Raw genomic sequence first — 18,653 nt, forward strand, 5'->3', positions numbered from 1 at the left:
GCAGTCTTTCAACGAGCAGTCAGCGGTCATGGAAACGATGCGGGGCATGGCCGACACCGGGATCCCGATTCTTGCATAGCTGATGCAAAAGCAATACCTTTTTTTAAACAAGGCAATTTGCATAATAGTTTCCATGAATCACTTATGGACGTAAAAAAACCCGCGCCACTTGCGTGGGCGGGTTTTTATTGACGGCAGGAAGCTTATTCCACTTCCACCGTTTCCGGCGCAGCCGTCGGCGCCGCGTCTGGCGGTTCCGGGAATTCCAGCAAGACCTGGTCCTTGTCGTCGAGGTCGACCGTGACCCGTCCGCCCGTCACCAGGCGGCCGAACAGCAGTTCGTCGGCCAGGGCCTTGCGGATCATGTCCTGGATCAGGCGCGCCATCGGCCGCGCGCCCATCAGCGGATCGAAGCCTTTCTTGCCGAGGAAAGCGCGCAGCTTCTCGGTAAACACGGCTTCGACCTTTTTCTCGTGCAACTGCTCTTCCAGCTGCATCAGGAACTTGTCGACCACGCGCAGGATGATTTCCTGGTCCAGCGAACGGAAGCTGATGGTCGCGTCGATGCGGTTGCGGAACTCCGGCGTAAACATGCGCTTGATATCGGCCATCTCGTCGCCAGCCTGCTTCGAGTTGGTGAAGCCGATCGACGTCTTTTGCAAGCTTTCCGCGCCCGCATTCGTCGTCATGATGATGATTACGTTGCGGAAATCGGCTTTGCGGCCATTGTTGTCCGTCAAGGTGCCGTGATCCATCACTTGCAGCAGGATATTGAAAATGTCCGGATGGGCTTTTTCAATTTCATCGAGCAGCAAGACCGCATGCGGCTTCTTGGTGATCGCTTCCGTCAGCAAGCCGCCCTGGTCGAAACCGACGTAGCCCGGTGGCGCGCCGATCAGACGGCTGACGGCGTGGCGTTCCATGTATTCCGACATGTCAAAACGGATCAGCTCGATACCGAGGATGAAGGCCAGCTGTTTCGCCACCTCGGTCTTGCCCACGCCGGTCGGACCGGAGAACAGGAAGGAGCCGATCGGCTTGTCCGTCTTGCCCAAGCCGGCACGCGCCATCTTGATGGCCGACGCCAGCGCGTCGATGGCCGGATCTTGCCCGAACACAACATTGCGCAAGTCGCGGTCGATCGTTTGCAGCTTGCTGCGGTCGTCCTGGTTGACCGTTTGCGGCGGAATGCGCGCGATCTTGGCGATGATGTCCTCGATCTCGGCCTTGCCGATGGTTTTCTTTTGCTTCGACTTCGGCAAGATGCGCTGCGCCGCGCCCGCTTCATCGATGACGTCGATCGCCTTGTCGGGCAAATGGCGGTCGTTGATGAAGCGCGCCGCCAGTTCGGCCGCCGTCGACAGGGCCGAGGCCGAGTATTTCACGCCGTGGTGCTCTTCGAAGCGCGATTTGAGGCCGCGCAAGATTTGCACGGTTTGCTCGACGGTTGGCTCGTTGACGTCCACTTTCTGGAAGCGGCGGCTCAAGGCATGATCTTTCTCAAACACGCCTCGGAATTCCGTGTACGTGGTCGCGCCGATGCACTTCAATTGGCCGTTGGCCAGTGCCGGTTTCAGCAGGTTGGACGCATCCAGCGTGCCGCCCGACGCCGAGCCCGCACCGATGATGGTGTGGATCTCGTCGATGAACAGGATGCCGTTCGGATTGTCCTTCAGCTGTTTCAGCACGGCTTTCAGGCGCTGTTCGAAGTCGCCGCGGTATTTGGTACCAGCCAGCAAGGCACCCATGTCCAGCGAATACACGACGGCATTCTGCAGGATTTCCGGCACGTCGCTTTGCGTGATGCGGTAAGCGAGGCCTTCGGCGATGGCCGTCTTGCCCACGCCCGCCTCGCCGACCAGCAGCGGATTGTTCTTGCGGCGGCGGCACAGGATCTGGATCACGCGGTCGACTTCTTCCTCGCGGCCAATCAGCGGGTCGATCTTGCCTTCGGCAGCGGCCTTGTTCAGGTTTTGCGTGAACTGGTCGAGCGGGCTTTCCTTCGGCTGGCCATCGACGGGCGCCTCTTCCACGCCTTCGGAGGCTTTCGCGCTTTCCGTCGACTGGTCCTTGCGCACGCCGTGCGAGATGAAATTGACCACGTCCAGGCGCGTCACGCCCTGCTGGTGCAGGTAGTAGACAGCATGCGAATCCTTTTCGCCGAAGATGGCCACCAGCACATTGGCGCCCGTGACTTCCTTCTTGCCATTCGAGGCGGACTGGACGTGCATGATGGCGCGCTGGATCACGCGCTGGAAACCAAGCGTCGGCTGGGTGTCGACTTCGCCCGTGCCAGGCACGGTCGGCGTGTTATCGCCGATGAAATTGGTGAGGGTCTTGCGCAGGTCTTCAATATTGACCGCGCAGGCACGCAACACCTCGGCAGCGGAGGGATTGTCCAGCAGTGCCAGCAGTAAATGCTCAACCGTGATGAATTCGTGCCGTGCCTGCCGAGCTTCGACAAACGCCATGTGCAAACTTACTTCTAATTCCTGCGCAATCATACTTCCTCCATCACGCACTGCAGGGGGTGCCCCGCCTTGCGCGCATGCGTTAAAACGAACTCCACTTTGGTACACGCTATATCTTTAGAGAACACGCCGCACACTCCTTTGCCGTAGCGATGAACACTGAGCATGATTTGCGTCGCCGTTTCACGGTCCTTGTTGAAATACTCCTGAATGATGGCCACCACAAATTCCATGGGGGTGTAGTCGTCATTGAGCAAGGCTACCTGGTAGAGCGGTGGCGGCTTCAGCACTTGCCGCTCCAGCAGGGTTTCTGTGTCGTGCTTGGTTGCCATACGCTTATTCTAATGCTTTCACAGTGGTTGTCATGCGCAATATCTACGCCTTTCCAATTGTTTTCAATCTTACGCGTTTTCTTAATAGTGCGCAGATGGCGACCTTGCCGTCAAAATCAAGAGTTGCTTTTTTGGTTGCCGTGAAGAATTTGGCAATATCGATGGAAAAGCGCTTGACTTCATTATTTATTCCGCCAACAATGCTGTATCGACTGTTGCAGTAATGTACAGCTTGATAAGAAGTGAGACGTCGAGGAGGGGGCAAGAAGCTTCTTGCTTTTATGGCTCGTGTGATTTGTTTTAATTTTGAAAGTTCTTTTTATGGCAACAGGTACAGTTAAGTGGTTCAATGATTCCAAAGGTTTTGGCTTCATCACTCCAGATGATGGCGGCGAAGATTTGTTTGCTCATTTCTCCGCAATCAACATGAACGGTTTCAAGACCCTCAAAGAAGGTCAAAAAGTTCAATTCGAAGTCACGCAAGGCCCTAAAGGCAAGCAAGCTTCCAACATCCAAGCAGCCTAAGCATCGCCGGCCCTCAGATGTGAAAAACCCCGTTTCCTTGAAGCGGGGTTTTTTTTCGTCCGCAGGGCGCGCAGCACCCTGCCCCGTTTCCTTTACATGTGCTCGACCATCACCTGGCCGAAACCAGAACACGACACTTGCGTGGCGCCTTCCATCAGGCGGGCGAAATCATAGGTGACGCGCTTCGAGGCGATCGACTTTTGCATCGAGGAAATCACCAGGTCGGCCGCTTCCAGCCAGCCCATGTGGCGCAGCATCATTTCCGCGGACAAAATCAGCGAACCGGGGTTCACGTAATCCTTGCCCGCGTACTTAGGCGCCGTGCCGTGCGTCGCTTCGAACATGGCGACGGAGTCGGACAGGTTGGCGCCCGGCGCGATGCCGATGCCGCCCACTTGCGCCGCCAGCGCGTCGGAAATGTAATCGCCGTTCAAATTCAGGGTGGCGATGACGCTGTATTCGGCCGGACGCAGCAAAATCTGTTGCAGGAACGCGTCAGCGATGGAATCCTTGACGATGATGTCGCGGCCCGTCCGTGGGTTCTTGAACTTGCACCACGGGCCGCCATCGATCAGCTCGGCGCCGAATTCCTTTTGCGCCAGCGCATATGCCCAGTCGCGGAAGCCACCTTCCGTGTATTTCATGATGTTGCCTTTGTGCACGATCGTCACGGATGGCTTGTCATTGTCGATCGCATACTGGATGGCCTTGCGCACCAGGCGCTGCGTGCCTTCGATGGAGACGGGCTTGATGCCCAGGCCCGACGTGGCCGGGAAGCGGATCTTGGTCACGCCCATTTCATTGACGAGGAAATCCATCAATTTCTTGGCTTCGGGCGAGCCTTGCTGGTATTCGATGCCGGCGTAGATATCTTCCGAGTTTTCGCGGAAAATCACCATGTCCGTCTTTTCCGGCTCTTTCACGGGCGATGGCACGCCCGTGAAGTAGCGCACGGGACGCAGGCAGACATACAGATCGAGCTGCTGGCGCAGGGCCACGTTCAGCGAGCGGATGCCGCCGCCGACGGGCGTGGTCAGCGGACCCTTGATGGAAACCACGTAATCTTTCAGCACGGCCAAGGTTTCTTCCGGCAGCCACACATCGGGGCCGTACACATTCGTCGCTTTTTCGCCCGCATAGATTTCCATCCAGCTGATCTTGCGCGCGCCGCCGTAGGCCTTGGCCACGGCCGCGTCGATCACCTTGATCATGACGGGGCTGATATCGATGCCCGTGCCATCGCCTTCAATGAAGGGAACGATGGGATTATCTGGTACATTCAGCGAAAAATCGGCGTTGACGGTGATTTTTTGGCCGTCAGCAGGTACAGTGATATGTTGATACATCGTGATCTCCGAAGTGGGACACACCGCTGGCGGGCAACACGGGCCGGCGACGCGCTCTGCGGTTGCAGAGTTTACAAAAACAAGTCCGAACAGGGCGGCAACAACGCACTTTAGCAGGGAAAGAACACCCGGGCCACCCGCGGCGCCAAAGAACCGCATTGCCATACCGCCTCAAGTCTTCTATAAGACATAAGACTAACATTTCACATTATGCACCAGTATCTTACAGGGCGCCACGCTTTTGCGGCGCCGATCAGCAGCCACCATCGCTTACATCAATTCCCTTACCAGCATGCCACTCATCCTCTTCAATAAACCATTCCAGGTCCTGTGCCAGTTTTCGCCGCAGGAGGGCCGCGCCACCCTGGCCGACCACATCACCATCCCCGGCATCTACCCGGCCGGCCGGCTCGATGCCGACAGCGAAGGCTTGCTGCTGCTGACGGACGACGGCCGCCTGCAGCACGAGATCAGCCACCCGGACCGCAAGGAAGCGAAAACCTACCTGGTGCAGGTCGACGGCGTGCCCGATGCGGCCAGCCTGGCGCACCTGCAGGCGCCGCTGGACCTGGGCGACTTCATCACCAAGCCGTGCAAGGCCGTGCGCATCGCCGAGCCGGACTGGCTGTGGCCGCGCAATCCACCGATCCGCGCGCGCGCCGACAAGCCCACCTCGTGGCTGGCGATCACCCTGAAAGAAGGGAAAAACCGGCAAGTGCGGCGCATGACGGCCGCCGTCGGCCTGCCCACGCTGCGCCTGGTGCGCAGCGCCATCGGCCCGTTTTCCCTGGCCAGCCACCCCTTGCTGCCCGGCGAATGGTGCGAAGTGCCGGCCGAAAACATAGGAAAAGCGTGAACCGGACAAGAAAAAACGCCCCCGTCGCCGAATTTTGCCAAGATGCACTATTTATTTTTAGATAATGCATTAAAATCATCCCACCTTAACATGATAGAAAAGGAAAGATGATGACAAAAGTAATCCTGGCCCTGGCCGCTTCCCTGCTTGCCGGCGCCGCACTGGCGCAATCGGGCGCCAAGGTGCACGCTTCCGCCGCGACCGATGCCGTCAAGCCGCCGCCCGCTTCGGCAGCCAGCCATGCGTCGGCCGCGACTGACGCCGTCAAGCCGGTGCCGCCGGCGTCGGCCACCGTCAACGCTTCGGCCGCGACGGATGCGGCGCGTTCGGGCGCATCGACCAAGGCTTCGGCCGCAACGGATGCCCCACGCCTGGTTCCCCAGGCCCGCAAGGCGAAGCAGCCGGCCGCCGAGGCAGGCAAGCCCGTGAAGTAAGCAGCAAGAAGTAGGAAGTAGGAAGTAGGAAGAAGCAAGGGTAATTCCCGGGGTTACTGCAGCAGCCATGTTGCTGTAACCCCACGCTTTCGGCGCGGACAGGCAGCATGCTTGACCAGGCAGCCGCCAGCATGGCTTAATCGCCGCTTCGCAGCCACCGTCCCGCCCCATGAAAAATTCCCTACGTCATCTCAGCCTGTCCATCGCCCTGCTGGCCGGCGCCAACATTGCTCAAGCTCAAACAAAGAGCGTGCAACTGTCGGCTGGCATGCATTTGATCCAGGCGGAAGTGGCCGCCACGGAAGAGCAGCGCGAACAGGGCTTGATGTACCGTGAAAAGATGCCGGCCAATGCGGGCATGCTGTTCGTCTTTGGCAATCCATCGACGCAATGCATGTGGATGAAAAACACGCCGCTGCCCCTGTCGGTGGCCTTTATCGATGCCGGCGGCAAGATCGTCAACATCGAAGACATGCAGCCGCACACGCTCGACAGCCATTGCTCCACGAAGACCGTGCCCGTGCGCTATGCGCTGGAAATGAACCTGGGCTGGTTCAAGCAAAAGAATATCAAGCCGGGCATGAGCATCGGCAACTTGCCAGGGGCACGCTAGGCCAGCGCGGCCGCAGCCTGCCGCTGGCGGGTGCGGCCGCAAAAAATCCTGAAAAAACGCGAAAAAACCCGCCAGAATGAATCTGCGGGTTTTTGCTTTTCAACCAGTGCCAGCGTACCGGCACAGGCAAGGCCGCCGTGGCGGCTTGCCTGCTGGCGAATATTAAGCGGACAGTGCTTTCAAAGCAGCTGCCAGACGGCTCTTATGGCGAGCTGCCTTGTTTTTGTGGATGATCTTCTTGTCAGCGATACGGTCGATGGTCGACACGGATGCTTGGAAGATTGCAGCAGCAGCTGCCTTGTCGCCGCCCTGGATCGCTTTGCGAGCAGCTTTGATAGCCGTGCGCAAGGTCGAACGTTGGGACGAATTGTGTGCGTTTTGCTTAACTGCTTGACGAGCGCGTTTGCGCGCTTGTGCGGTATTTGCCATGGAATTTCCTAAAACAGGGTCAAAGTGCGTTTGCAAACATTAGTGTTTGCCAACCGGTGCGTTCTGTGCGTCTGCCGAACCATGTGTGCCAAACCAGTGCCTGTCAAACATTAGTGTCTGCGTAACAGAATTCTGTACAGCCTTCGATTATAGCGATATTTTCAAGCGGGGGCAAATCAAAAAACCGTGTGTGATGCCAAAATCACCTGAAAATGGGCCTGGCAAGGGCGAATCGGCGACGATTGTTACCATATTTTAACCGTTTGCCGGTACCGCGCCCGGCTATAATCTGCCCCCATGAACTTGCTTAAAACCCTCGCCGCCATTTCCAGCATGACCATGCTGTCCCGTGTAACCGGATTATTGCGCGAAAGCCTGTTCGCGCGCGCCTTTGGCGCCGGAGCCTACACGGACGCCTTCATCGTTGCCTTCCGCATTCCCAACCTCTTGCGCCGCCTGTTTGCCGAGGGGGCCTTCTCGCAAGCCTTCGTGCCGATCTTGTCTGAATACAAGAACCAGCATGGCCAGGAAGCGAGCAAGCAACTGGCCGACCATGTGGCCACCACCCTCGTCTGGGCCACCTTGCTCGTGTCCGCCATCGGCATCGTCGGCGCGCCCTGGTTCGTGTACGCGATCGCCACGGGCCTGTCCAAGGATCCGGGCGCCTTCGACGCGGCCGTATGGATGACGCGCCTGATGTTTCCTTATATTACTTGCATGTCTTTCGTGGCCCTGGCCGGCGGCATCCTGAATACCTGGCGCGAATTCAAGATACCCGCGTTCACGCCAGTGCTGCTGAACCTGTCGTTCATCGCCGCCTCGCTGTTCCTCGCGCCGCACTTGAAACAGCCGATCTACGCCATGGCCATTGCCGTGTTCGCCGGCGGCTTGCTGCAAGTGGCAATCCAGATTCCCGCGCTGATCAAGATCGGCATGCTGCCGCGCCTGTCGATCAATCCCGCCATCGGCCTGTCCGACGGCGGCGTGCGCCGCGTGCTGAAAAAGATGGGACCGGCCGTGTTCGCCGTGTCGGCAGCGCAGATCAGCCTGATGATCAACACGAGCATCGCGTCGCGCCTGGCCGAGGGCAGCATTTCCTGGCTGTCGTATGCGGACCGCCTGATGGAGTTCCCCACCGCCATGCTGGGCGTGGCCCTGGGCACCATCTTGCTGCCCAGCCTGTCGAAGGCGAACGTGGATGGCGACAAGACGGAATACTCGGCCCTGCTGGACTGGGGCTTGCGCCTGACTTTCCTGCTGGCCCTGCCCGCCGCCGTCGGCATGGCGACCCTGGCCACGCCGCTGATCGCGACATTATTTCACTACGGCAAGTTCACGGCCGAATCCGTGACCATGTCGACGCAGCCGCTGGTGGCCTACAGCCTGGGCCTGATCGGCATCATCCTCGTGAAAACCCTGGCGCCCGCCTTCTATGCGCGCCAGGATATCCGCACGCCCGTGAAAATCGCCATCGGCGTGCTGATCGCCACGCAACTGATGAATCTGCTGTTCGTGCCCTACATCGCCGTGGCCGGCCTGGCCCTGTCGATCGGCCTGGGCGCCTGCCTGAACGCCAGCTTCCTGTACTGGGGCTTGCGCAAGCGCGGCATCTACCAGCCGAAACCAGGCTGGGCCAAGTTCTTCCTGCGCCTGCTGCCGGCACTCGTCGTGATGGGCGGCGTGGCGTATGCTGGCGCCATGCGCATCGACTGGATCGCTATGCAAGCCCATCCGCTGTTGCGGGCCGGCGCGCTGGCCCTGGTGGTGGCCCTGTGCGGCGTGGCGTATTTTGCGACGTTATTTGCGGTTGGCTTCCGCTTCCGCGATTTCAAGCGCCACGCTTGACAGCATGGGCAAGACGTTGTTGCCTGCGTCTCGCCGTACTAGCGTACTGCCTTCGACTGGGCGCCTAGTCCTGCACATGTTGTCGCAATCGCACATGTAATCATGCAGTAGAAACAAAAAAACCCGCCTCGGCGGGTTTTGTCATTCTAGCCAGCAAAAATCAAACAGCTTTGCGGGCGCGGCGGCGGGCGGCGAAACCGACCAGCGCCAGGCCACCCAACAGCATGCCGTAGGTTTCCGGTTCCGGCACAGGCAAGGCCGAGACCGTGCCCACGTACTGGCCATTCTGCAAACCGGTCAAGCCCGAAACACGCACCTCATAGGTACCTGCCGCCAGGGAACCGGCCCAGCTCAGGCTCTGGATGCCGGCCACCGACGTCAGGGTCAGGTCGCCATAGCCCACCAGGGTGGCGGCGAAGTTGCTGATCGCGCCTTCGGCAACGGAAAACGTTTGCAATGCGCCAAACGAAGTCGACGACGGGGTCAGCAGTTTGAAGGTCCACAAATCATCGACCACCGAATTGGCGGCGAAATTGGTGGTGATCGATGCCCGCGTATCGAAGCCGCTTGGATCCAGGATGCCCAGATTGTAGGTGGCCGCCGATGCGCTGAACGATGCTGCAGCCAGAATGCCTGCCGCGATAAATTTCAATTTCATAAATTATCCCTTAAAAGTAATTTATGGCCGCCAGGTGGGCCAGCCATCGCTTTAGTACTGAAAGTACCAGGAAGGATGGTAGCATAAAGACATCAAATTACTTGTAATTATTTTATTGAAATTTCATTTATTGAAAGTATTTCCTCTATGAAATGGTTCCAGGTCAAGATGAATTTCCAGGTGAAAATAGTTATCCCTGTATTCTTCATCGTTGACTTATGGTTACGGCAGATTGCGCGCTTGCGCGCCGGTCTCTTCCTCCGGCTCCTCCGCCTCGGGCGCCGACGGTTCGGGCGCTGGCGCAGCCGGATGCGGCGGCGGGAACAAGGCGGGCGGCGCGGCGGAGGGCGGCGCGGCGGCGTCTGGCGGCGCCAGGACCAGTCCCGCCGGCGGCACGGGCCCGCCGGCGACGAACTGCCACTCGGACAGGTGCGACTTGCCTTCGAAACCGGTGAAGCGGGCGTCGAAATTGCCCACTTTTAAGGGCGCGGACGATGACAGGCTATGCACGCCGATGATGCCCTGGCCGCCGGGCTGGTACAGCAAGCCCCATTCGGCGCGTCCCGTGACGGGGTCCACATACAGCTTGCGCAAATGGCGGCGCACCTGCGGAAAGCGGGGGTCGCGCAGCAAGGCGGCCAGGGTCGGCGGATGCTGCGGCTGGCCGGCGGGCGTGGCGCCCGTGTAACTCTGCAGCGCATCGACAAACTCCGCACCGATGTCGAGCAGCTCCTGCTCGGCCGCCTGGCGCTGCAGCAAGGAGCCCATCTTCAGCCCGGCCGCCCCCACGAGGCCCAGGATGGCGACCAGGATGATCAGGCCCAGATACGTAACACCGCGCTGGCGGCGCGCAGGACGGTGCATGGCCGCTACCAGTCGGCGAACGGCGTGCCGCTGCGGTCCTTGCCGGGCGCGCCGCTTTTCACGTCATACACCTGGCCCGGCGTATCGTCGGGCGGCGGCACGATCAGCCAGCTGCTGTCGCTGTCCGTGATGGGGTCGATGGGCATGGCGCGCAGGTATTTCTTTTCGACCAGTTGCTCAAGAGTGTCGGGATAACGGCCCGTATCGCCGTGGAACTGGTCGATGGTCGTGCGCAGGTTGCGCAAGTTGTCCGCCAACACGGTTTCCTTCGCCTTGTCGAGGCTGGGAAAGTAGCGGGGCACGGCCAGGGTCAGCAACAGCGCCACGATGCCGAGCACCACCAGCAGCTCGATCAGCGTAAAGCCGCGCGCGCGGTCAGGGACAGGCATGGTTCACCATAGACGATAAGGCACGTTGTTCAGGCCGGTCTTGTTGGAAGTCGAGTACACATCGTACACATCGTCGCCCTCGCGCGGCTCGGCCGCTTCGCTGGCGTAGCTGCGCTTGCCCCACGTTTGCGCATCGCTCAGGCCCGCATCCGCATTGAACGGGTCGCGCGGCACGCGGCGCAGGAAAAACAGCTTGCTGCGCTTCGGGTTGCGCTGGTCCGGCACGCCCTCGACCAGCAGGTCCAGGCTTTTCGGATAGCCGCTGGCGTCGGGCGTGCGCATGACGCGGCCTTCGTCGCCGGCCCGTTTATAGGCGTCGAGCCCCTGGCGAATCTCGCGCAGCGCGCGCCGCAATTCCTGCTCCTGGCGCCGCTGCACCGTCACCTGCGTGACGGGGATCACCAGGGTGGCCAGCACGCCCAGGATGGCCAGGGTCACCAGCAGCTCGATCAGGGTGAAGCCGCCTGGCCCGCCCTGCGCATGCGCCAGTCTCATTTGGCGGGCGCCACCGGAACCGGCTGGCTCGATGACAGCGGCAAGGGCGACGCCTGCAGCGGCACGGGCTGGCCAGCCGAGATCGGCAAGGGCGAGGCGGCCGGCTCGGGCGACGGCGCCACTTCCGGCGCGGGCACGCCCTGCGGCAAGGCCGGCGGCACCTGGCCCGGCGTCATCAGCGGCTGCGCCGGCGCCGGCTGCATGCCGACGGCCGACGGGCCGGAACGCACGATCACCGTGCCCGGCATCTGCGTGGGCGCCTTGGCCGCCATGTCGGGCCGGCGGCGGAAGCTGCCTTCCGTTCCGGCGGAAAATTCCGACTCCTTCGCTTCCGGACGCTGCACCGTGCGCACCAGGTGCGGCGTGATCGACAGCACGATTTCCGTCTTCTGGCTATCGTCCTTGCTGCTGCCGAACAGGCGACCCAGCACGGGTATGTCGCCCAGGCCCGGCACCTTGTTGCCCGAGCTGCGCTCTTCATTGTTGATCAGGCCCGCCAGCACCTGGTTTTCGCCATCCTTCAACTGCAGCATGGTCGACGCCTGGCGCGTGCCGATCTGGTACAGGGTCGAGCCGCTCCGGGTGGTGGTGGCCGCGCCCAGGTTGCTCACCTCGAGCGAGATGCGGATGCCCACTTCATTGTTCAAATAGATGGTCGGCTCGGCGTTCACCGTCAGGCCCACGTCCAGGTAGCTGATCGATTCGGAAGCGAAGCCGCCCGTGCCCGGCGAAATCGTGGTGGTCACCACGGGCACCCGGTCGCCGATGACGAATTTCGCCTTTTCCCGGTTGCGCACGCGGATGCGCGGGTTGGCCAGGATGTTCGCGTCGCCGTCCGTCTTGTTGGCGTTCGCTGTCACGGCCAGGTTGCTCACGCCGAGAGTACGCTGATTCAGATTATTCAAGTCGTTGATGGTCAGCCCGATCCCGCCCGAGGTACTGAGCGGCGTCAAGGTCAGGCTCGATGGCCAGGCCACGCCCAGCTCCATCAGGCGGCTGCGCTTGACTTCGAGGATTTCCAGTTCCAGCACCACTTCCGCCTCGGGCACGTCCTGCAGCGCGATCAGGCGCTCGGCCAGGCGGATCGCCTCGGGTGTGTCGCGCACGATGACGAGGTTGAGTTTTTCATCGGCCACCACGTCGCGCGTCTTGAGGATGGTCTTGAGCGTGTTGGCCACCTGCTTGGCGTCCGCGTTCGCCAGGAAGAAGGTTTTCACCAGCACTTCCTGGTATTCCTTCAATTTCGCCGCCACATTGGGATAGATCAAAATGGTGTTCGCATCCATCACCTGCTGCTCCAGCTGGTTCGTCACCAGCAGGAAGTAGACGGCCGATTCCACCGTGCTGTTTTTCAGGAAGATCGACGTTTTCGCGTCCGCCTTGACGTCCTTGTCGAAGACGAAATTGAGGCCGGAACGGCGCGCGATCAGCTCGAACACCTGTTTTAACGGCGCGTCGCGAAACTCGATCGTGATCGGCTGCTTGTACGACCTGGCCAGGCCCGATTCGACGATGGGCGGCGCCGTCTTTTCATCGACCTCGCGCAGCAGCGCGCGCGCGCCCGCGTGATTCGGCTGCTCCGTCAGGATGGCGTTCAGGCGCTGGCGCGCGGGGTCGTATTGTTTTGCCTCAAGCGCCGTGCGCGCATCGGCCAGCAATTTCCCCTGGCGCTGCTCGCGTTCGAGCGCGCGCAAGCCGCTGTTGGCCCGCTCGTTCTGCGCATCGATTTCCAGCACGCTCATGAAGGAGGCGCGCGCCAGCTCGCCCTGCCCCGCCTGCGCCTGGCGCTCGGCCTGCTGCAAGCGGCTGCTGGTGGCCCGCTCGCGCGCCTGCAGATAGGCGCTGCGGTATTGCGCATTGCCGGGGTCTTGCTGCAGCGCTTCCTGCAGTTTTTGCAGGCCGGCCGGGATGTGATCTTGCGCAATCAGCTCGCGCCCGTCGCGGTAGGCTTGCTGCCCTGCGCAGCCGGACAGCAGCAAGAGCAGCAGCGCCGATGAAAAGGAACGAGACATCACTCGGAAACTCCAATGTTGAGCTGCTGAAGCTGGTTCAACGGCAGATAAGTGAGCGTCATGACGGGCGGCGCGATCGTCACGACCTTGTAGGCGCCATCGATGACGGTATTGGCGCGCACGATATACGTCTTGTCGGCGCGCGACAAAAACACTTCCCAGGCGCCGTCGGCGGCCGCCTTGCCCAGGTAGACGTAGGGCAGCGGCGGCGCCATCGGCGGCGGTGGCGGCGGCGCTGCCGTCACTGCCATTTTCGGCGGCGGCGGATTCCAGTTCTGGCTCTGGAAGACGCCGTCGGCGCCGCCAAAGGTCTCGCCCTCCTCGCCCGCCACTTCGCTGCGCGGCAGCAGGGCCAGGATGGCCGGCTGCGCGGCCGGCGCCTTGACGGCCGCATGGCGCGCGGGCGCGACGGCCCGCTCCACCGCTTCGGCCACGTCGGCCACGGGCTGGCGCTCGCCGAACAGCAGCAAGGCGCCCGCGCCCAGCACGCCGGCCAGCATGAGCCAATGGCGCGGCGTCATGGCGCGCCTCCCGCATCGCCCGGCGCATCGGCCTGCGTATCGGTCAGATAAAACGTCAGGCGCAAGCGCGCTTCCAGTTGCGTATCGGCGATCTGCTCGCGGCGGAAACTCAGTTCGTCGAGCGAGGCGAAGGGCGCGGCGCGCAGCGCTTGTAGCGCGAACTGCCACACGGCCCCGTAACTGCCCTTCAGCGGCAAGGTCACCTGGTATGTGGCGACCCGGCTGGCCTTGTCGTAGCCGCTCTTGTATTCGCCCTGCGCCAGCAGCAAGCCATTTTTCGCGGCCAGGTCGAACAGCTGCTTGACCTGCTGCTCCGCGTGGCGCTGCTGTCCCAGGGCGGCATAAAAGCGCGCCAGGTTTTCGCTGGCCGTCGCCGGCGGCGCCGCGATGGCGACGGCCAGCGATGGCACGGGCAAGGGACGTGCTTCCAGCTGCGCCGCCACGGCCCGCTGCTGCCAGGCCCACGCCCAGGCGGCCACGCCCAGCGCGAGCAAGGCCACGGCGATGCAGGCGGGCGCGCCCAGGCGGCGCAGCAGCAGTTGCGCGCGCAGGCGCAGGATATTGATGTCGATGGCCATCATGGCGTGCCCCAGCGCGCTTCGAGCTGGAAGCGCAAGGGTTTGTTCGGGTCGAGCGCATTGATTTCATGGCGCAGCAGCTGCACCCTGGCGCCAAACAGCTCCTGCTGCTTCAGTTGCGCGATGTAGGCCACCATGGCGTCGCTGCCGGTCGTCTCGGCCGTGATCTTCAGCACGCGCTTGCGCGCATCCGGTTCCAGCGCCAGCAGCGCGATGGCGGGCGGCGTGGCGCTGGCCAGCGCATCCTGCAAGTCGCGCCACGGCAGGTTCAATTGCAGGATGGCCGCATTCACGGCCGCCGCCTGCGCGGGCGCGATGGCGATTTGCGGCGCAGGCGCCGGTCCCTGCATGGCGGCCATCATGCGCTGCTGCGCGCGATGCAACTGCCCCTCGCGCAGCTGCTGGCGCTGCAACGCGGCGCTGCCGCTGCAGGCCGCCGTGACGGCCAGCACCACGCCCAGCGCCCCCGTCATCCACGCCCAGACCGGCACGCGGTGCAGGCTGCGGCGCCAGCCGGGCGGCGCGAAATCGATATCGAGGCGCGTCATGCCACGCCTCCGCTGCGGGCCAGCCGGGCGGCCGGCGACAGGGCGCCGTCCCCGTCCGGCGCGGAAAAAACCTGGCAGCGGAACGCTGCCGCCGGCGCCAGCCAGAGCACTGGCGGCGCGCCGCACAGCTGCAGCAGCGCCGGTGCGGGCACGCCTTGCAGCAGCGCCTCGCGCGCCAGCGTGTGTTCCAGCCAATCCTGGCCCGCGCCGGGCGGCACGGGCAGCGCGCGCACGGCGCGCAGGCGGCCATCGTGCCGCACGCCCAGGGTCAAGGCGTTCTCCTGCAGCTGGCCGAACCAGGCGCCCGGTTTCAGCGCCCCGTGCCAGCGGTTCCAGTGGCGCGCGAATTGCGGCGTGATGAAAATCAGGGCCAGCTTGCGCGCCGCCGCCACGCGCGTCAGCTGCGCCAGCAGCGCACGGGGCACGGCGCAAAAGAAAGGCGCGCGCGCATCCCAGGCGCTGCTGCTGTGCCACAGGCCGGGAGGATCGCCATACAGCGACTGGAAGCGCAACGCGGCGGCCGCCTCGATGTCGGCCAGGCGCGCGGCGCCGTGCGGCATGTCCACTTGCCACAGACGCGCCAAGCCATCGTCGAGCACCACGGACAGGGGCCAGCCCGCGTACTCGCCCGCCGGCAGAATCTGTTCCAACGCCTGGCCCAGGGCGGCAAAGTCGCCATGCAGCGTGTCGCCCGGCACATACGCGGCTTCGCCCAGCGGTGTCCAGGCGGGCGCGCGCCAGCGGCTGCTGCGCCACAGGCTCACCTTGCCCGCCGCCACGCCCAGGCGCAGGGCCTGTCCAAAGCTCAACTTCGCAAAACCTCTACGCATGCAGGGTGACCCTCTTGATTTCCGTGATGGTGGTGGCGCCCCGCTTGACCAGTTCCAGCGCCGCCAGGCGCAGGCTGCGCGTGCCGTTCGCATGCGCGGCCGCCTTGATCTGGCGGATCGGCTTCTTGTCGACGATGAGTTCGCGGATTTCATCGGTCAGCACGAGGATTTCGGCGATCGAACGGCGCCCTTTGTAACCCGTGCCGCGGCAGTCGCCGCACCCCTTGCCCTGCTTGAATTGATATGCATCAACGTCGGCGCGCGCCAGGCCCACGCTGGCCAGTTCAGAATCGTCCGGCGTATATTCGGTAGCGCAATGGGGGCAGTTGGTGCGGATCAGCCGTTGCGCCCAGATGCCGTTCAAGGCCGAGACGAACGCATACGGATCGATGCCCATGTGCGTGAAGCGGCCGAACACGTCGAAGACGTTATTCGCATGCACGGTGGTGAGCACCAGGTGGCCCGTGAGGGCCGACTGCACGGCGATTTCCGCCGTCTCGCGGTCGCGGATCTCGCCCACCATGATTTTATCGGGGTCGTGGCGCAGGATCGAGCGCAAGCCCTTGGCAAAGGTCAGCCCCTTCTTTTCATTGACGGGGATTTGCAAAATGCCGGGCAGCTGGTATTCGACGGGGTCTTCGATGGTGATGATCTTTTCGCGCCCGTTATGGATTTCCGTCAGCGCCGCATACAAGGTCGTCGTCTTGCCCGAGCCCGTGGGACCCGTGACGAGCAGCATGCCGTAGGCTTCCTGCGCCAGCGCGCGCAAGGCTTCCAGCGACGGCGCGTCAAAGCCCAGCGCTTCGAGGGTCAGAGCGCCGTACGCCTCGATCATGGCGCGCTTGTCGAGGATGCGGATGACGGCGTCCTCGCCATGGATGCTGGGCATGATGGAGACGCGCAAATCGATTTCGCGCCCGCCCGATTCGACGCGGAAGCTGCCGTCCTGCGGCACGCGGCGCTCGGCGATATCGAGTTCGGCCAGCACTTTCAGGCGCGAGATGATGTGCTCCGCCACTTCGATGCCGTTGACGGACGTGGCGTGATCGAGCACGCCGTCGACGCGGTACTTGACGGCCAGGCCGCCGGCCGTGCTTTCCAGGTGGATGTCGGAAGCGCCCGCCTTCAGCGCGTCATACAAGGTCGAGTTGACCAGCTTGACGGCGGGGCTGGCCGCTTCCGACACGCTGGCGAACGACAGCACGGCGGCCGTCTTGCCGTCGCGCCGCGCGTCGGTGGCGGCGCCGGGCAGCAGGCTGTCGACGGCGCGCGCCGATTCTTCCTGCTTCGACAGGTAGGCGCCGATGTCGGCCTGCAGCGCCAGACGCACGCTCAGGGCGCCCTGCCCCGCGCGCGCGCCGAGCCAGGTTTGCAGGTCCAGGTCGAACGGGTCGGCGATCACGCCCACCAGCTGGCCGTCGGCGGCGCGCAGCAGCACGCTGTGGCGCGCCAGCGCCTGCGACAGGGGCAGCACGTCGAAGGCGGGAGACAACGCCAGCATGTCGGCCGTTTCCAGCACGTCCAGGCCGAACGGGCGCGCCAGCGCGCGCACCACGGCGCGCGCCTCGATGCCGCTCAACTGCTGCAATTCCTCGACCAGGCTGCGCTTCGATTGGCGGCACAGGAGGCGCGCGCGCTGCAGCAGCGCGGGATCGATGGCGACGCTGGCCACGGGGGATTCGGCTGCGCTCTGCATCATGAAATATCGCCGGCAAGGTCAAAGATGGGCATGTACAGCAGGATCACGATGGCGCCCACGACGAGGCCGATGGCGGCCATCAGCAAGGGTTCGAAGGTGCGCGTGAAACGGTCGATCCAGCGGCTGATTTCGCCGTCATAAAAGGCCGCCGACTGCGTCAGCATGGGCCCCATGTCGCCCGTGCGCTCGCCCACGCGCAGCATGCGCAGGGAAATGGGCGTCGTCAGTTGATATTGCTCAAACGCGGACGACAGGGGCTGGCCCGCTTCGATGGCGCCGCGCGCCTGCTGCAACGACGCCTGCATGCCGGGCGACACCATCGCCTGCACGGTGGCGATCGCCTGCACGATGGTGATGCCGCCTTCGGCCAGCATGCCCAGCGTCAGGTACAGGCGCGACAATTCATAGATACGCACGCGCTCGCCGATGCCGGGCAACTTCGCCAGCAGGCGCGCCACGCCGCCATGGCGCAGCACGCGCCGCACGGCCGACCATGCGACGCCGCCCGTGATCAGCAGCCCGAGCAACAGCAGCACGCCATGCTGCGTGACGAACTGGCCCCAGCTGAGCATGACTTGCGACATCCACGGCAAGTTGCGTCCCGCGCCCTGGTACACCTCGGCGAAGCGGGGCACGACATAACTGATCAGGAAGGCGCTGACGCCGCCGCCCACGGCCAGCAAAATGGCGGGATAGATGGCGGCGCTGACGATCTTGCCGCGCACCGTATCGATGCGCTGCTGGTAATCGATGTAGCGCGACAAGGCGCGCGGCAAGTCGCTCGTGCCTTCGGCCGCCTTGACGATGCCGATATACAAGGGAGGAAACAGTTCCGCCTGCTCCGCCAGAGCGGCGGAAAAGCGCTTGCCTTCGCGCAAGCCTTCCAGCAGACGCGTGAGCACGCTGCGCGTGGCCGGCGACGCTTCCTTTTCCAGCAAGGCTTCCAATCCTTCGACGATGCCCAGGCCCGCGTTCAACAGCGCCAGCAACTCCTGGCTGAACAGCAGCAGGGGCAAGGCCCGCGCGCGTTGGCGGCCGGCCGCGCTGAACGGGGTGGCGCGCAACGGGCGGATGGCGCTGACGAACAGGCCGCGCGCCTCGGCCTGGCGGCGCGCGTCGGCTTCGTCGCGGCCGTCGATCACGCACGTATGCAAGGTTGCTACGGCCTGGTCCGTGGAAAGCGCGCGTACTTCGAACTGCATGATGGC

The 18,653-nt window shown here is 63.0% G+C and carries 20 protein-coding genes; 5 read left to right on the forward strand and 15 right to left on the reverse strand.

The features are described from left to right. Positions 1-203: 203 nt before the first annotated feature. Together clpA and clpS are read right to left on the reverse strand one after the other, a co-directional pair. A complete protein-coding gene (clpA, locus tag VPH40_RS16770) occupies positions 204-2,504 on the reverse strand; it encodes an ATP-dependent Clp protease ATP-binding subunit ClpA (RefSeq protein WP_035825884.1) in 2,301 nt (766 codons plus the stop codon). Further along, complete coding sequence (gene clpS, locus VPH40_RS16775; RefSeq protein ID WP_034751577.1) at positions 2,501-2,803, reverse strand: ATP-dependent Clp protease adapter ClpS; 303 nt, start codon at positions 2,801-2,803, stop codon at positions 2,501-2,503. The genes clpA and clpS overlap by 4 nt, the downstream gene beginning before the upstream one ends. Before the next feature lie 321 nt (positions 2,804-3,124). On the opposite strand from clpS, the gene cspE reads away from it, so the two are divergent. After that, on the forward strand, positions 3,125-3,328 hold the full coding sequence (gene cspE / locus VPH40_RS16780; protein WP_010395943.1) for a transcription antiterminator/RNA stability regulator CspE: 204 nt from the start codon (positions 3,125-3,127) through the stop codon (positions 3,326-3,328). A 92-nt stretch (positions 3,329-3,420) separates the two neighbouring features. Here the strand turns inward: cspE and icd are convergent, their stop codons facing one another. After that, complete coding sequence (gene icd / locus VPH40_RS16785) at positions 3,421-4,674, reverse strand: NADP-dependent isocitrate dehydrogenase (RefSeq protein WP_099665050.1); 1,254 nt, start codon at positions 4,672-4,674, stop codon at positions 3,421-3,423. 292 nt (positions 4,675-4,966) lie between these two features. On the opposite strand from icd, the gene VPH40_RS16790 reads away from it, so the two are divergent. The 3 genes from VPH40_RS16790 to VPH40_RS16800 all read left to right on the forward strand — a co-directional run bounded on the left by VPH40_RS16790 (position 4,967) and on the right by VPH40_RS16800 (position 6,577). Then, positions 4,967-5,530: a pseudouridine synthase gene (locus VPH40_RS16790; RefSeq protein WP_305063643.1), complete on the forward strand. Its 564-nt coding sequence runs from the start codon at positions 4,967-4,969 to the stop codon at positions 5,528-5,530. A 110-nt stretch (positions 5,531-5,640) separates the two neighbouring features. Further along, on the forward strand, positions 5,641-5,964 hold the full coding sequence (locus tag VPH40_RS16795) for a hypothetical protein (protein ID WP_099665052.1): 324 nt from the start codon (positions 5,641-5,643) through the stop codon (positions 5,962-5,964). Between the two features lie 169 nt (positions 5,965-6,133). Next, positions 6,134-6,577 (forward strand): DUF192 domain-containing protein, encoded by a 444-nt coding sequence (locus VPH40_RS16800; RefSeq protein WP_289900062.1) that lies wholly within the window; start codon positions 6,134-6,136, stop codon positions 6,575-6,577. 162 nt (positions 6,578-6,739) lie between these two features. Here the strand turns inward: VPH40_RS16800 and rpsT are convergent, their stop codons facing one another. Next, a complete protein-coding gene (gene rpsT / locus VPH40_RS16805; protein WP_010395935.1) occupies positions 6,740-7,006 on the reverse strand; it encodes a 30S ribosomal protein S20 in 267 nt (88 codons plus the stop codon). 297 nt (positions 7,007-7,303) lie between these two features. Here rpsT and murJ point away from each other — a divergent pair, with 297 nt between their 5' ends. Next, entirely contained in the window at positions 7,304-8,851 is a 1,548-nt protein-coding gene (murJ, locus tag VPH40_RS16810; RefSeq protein ID WP_289913529.1) for a murein biosynthesis integral membrane protein MurJ, read from the forward strand. A gap of 160 nt (positions 8,852-9,011) precedes the next feature. On the opposite strand, the gene VPH40_RS16815 is transcribed toward murJ, so the two are convergent. From VPH40_RS16815 to VPH40_RS16865, 11 genes are all read right to left on the reverse strand, one after another. Then, a complete protein-coding gene (locus tag VPH40_RS16815) occupies positions 9,012-9,509 on the reverse strand; it encodes an FxDxF family PEP-CTERM protein (RefSeq protein ID WP_077401053.1) in 498 nt (165 codons plus the stop codon). A gap of 222 nt (positions 9,510-9,731) precedes the next feature. Continuing rightward, positions 9,732-10,373 carry a type II secretion system protein gene (locus tag VPH40_RS16820; protein WP_305056754.1) on the reverse strand — a complete coding sequence of 214 codons (642 nt, stop codon included), beginning with the start codon at positions 10,371-10,373 and terminating at the stop codon, positions 9,732-9,734. A gap of 5 nt (positions 10,374-10,378) precedes the next feature. Further along, entirely contained in the window at positions 10,379-10,762 is a 384-nt protein-coding gene (locus VPH40_RS16825) for a type II secretion system protein (RefSeq protein ID WP_077401047.1), read from the reverse strand. 3 nt (positions 10,763-10,765) lie between these two features. Beyond that, positions 10,766-11,257: a type II secretion system protein gene (locus VPH40_RS16830; RefSeq protein WP_099665057.1), complete on the reverse strand. Its 492-nt coding sequence runs from the start codon at positions 11,255-11,257 to the stop codon at positions 10,766-10,768. Beyond that, a complete protein-coding gene (locus VPH40_RS16835; protein ID WP_328574246.1) occupies positions 11,254-13,269 on the reverse strand; it encodes a secretin N-terminal domain-containing protein in 2,016 nt (671 codons plus the stop codon). The genes VPH40_RS16830 and VPH40_RS16835 overlap by 4 nt, the downstream gene beginning before the upstream one ends. Beyond that, positions 13,269-13,790, reverse strand: coding sequence for a hypothetical protein (locus tag VPH40_RS16840; protein ID WP_328574000.1), 522 nt, complete (start codon positions 13,788-13,790; stop codon positions 13,269-13,271). The genes VPH40_RS16835 and VPH40_RS16840 overlap by 1 nt, the downstream gene beginning before the upstream one ends. Beyond that, the gene (locus VPH40_RS16845) at positions 13,787-14,371 is read right to left on the reverse strand and encodes a hypothetical protein (protein ID WP_328574001.1); all 585 of its coding nucleotides are present in this window, start codon (positions 14,369-14,371) and stop codon (positions 13,787-13,789) included. Before VPH40_RS16845 ends, VPH40_RS16840 begins: the two co-directional genes overlap by 4 nt. Continuing rightward, the gene (locus VPH40_RS16850; RefSeq protein WP_328574002.1) at positions 14,368-14,916 is read right to left on the reverse strand and encodes a hypothetical protein; all 549 of its coding nucleotides are present in this window, start codon (positions 14,914-14,916) and stop codon (positions 14,368-14,370) included. Before VPH40_RS16850 ends, VPH40_RS16845 begins: the two co-directional genes overlap by 4 nt. Then, on the reverse strand, positions 14,913-15,746 hold the full coding sequence (locus tag VPH40_RS16855; protein WP_328574003.1) for a hypothetical protein: 834 nt from the start codon (positions 15,744-15,746) through the stop codon (positions 14,913-14,915). Before VPH40_RS16855 ends, VPH40_RS16850 begins: the two co-directional genes overlap by 4 nt. Then, a complete protein-coding gene (locus VPH40_RS16860) occupies positions 15,739-17,445 on the reverse strand; it encodes a GspE/PulE family protein (RefSeq protein WP_442906656.1) in 1,707 nt (568 codons plus the stop codon). Before VPH40_RS16860 ends, VPH40_RS16855 begins: the two co-directional genes overlap by 8 nt. Then, entirely contained in the window at positions 17,442-18,647 is a 1,206-nt protein-coding gene (locus VPH40_RS16865) for a type II secretion system F family protein (RefSeq protein ID WP_251350032.1), read from the reverse strand. Before VPH40_RS16865 ends, VPH40_RS16860 begins: the two co-directional genes overlap by 4 nt. Positions 18,648-18,653 lie beyond the last annotated feature (6 nt).

It is taken from the genome of Janthinobacterium sp. P210005, from assembly GCF_036231865.1.
In the GTDB taxonomy this organism is placed as follows: domain Bacteria; phylum Pseudomonadota; class Gammaproteobacteria; order Burkholderiales; family Burkholderiaceae_D; genus Janthinobacterium; species Janthinobacterium kumbetense.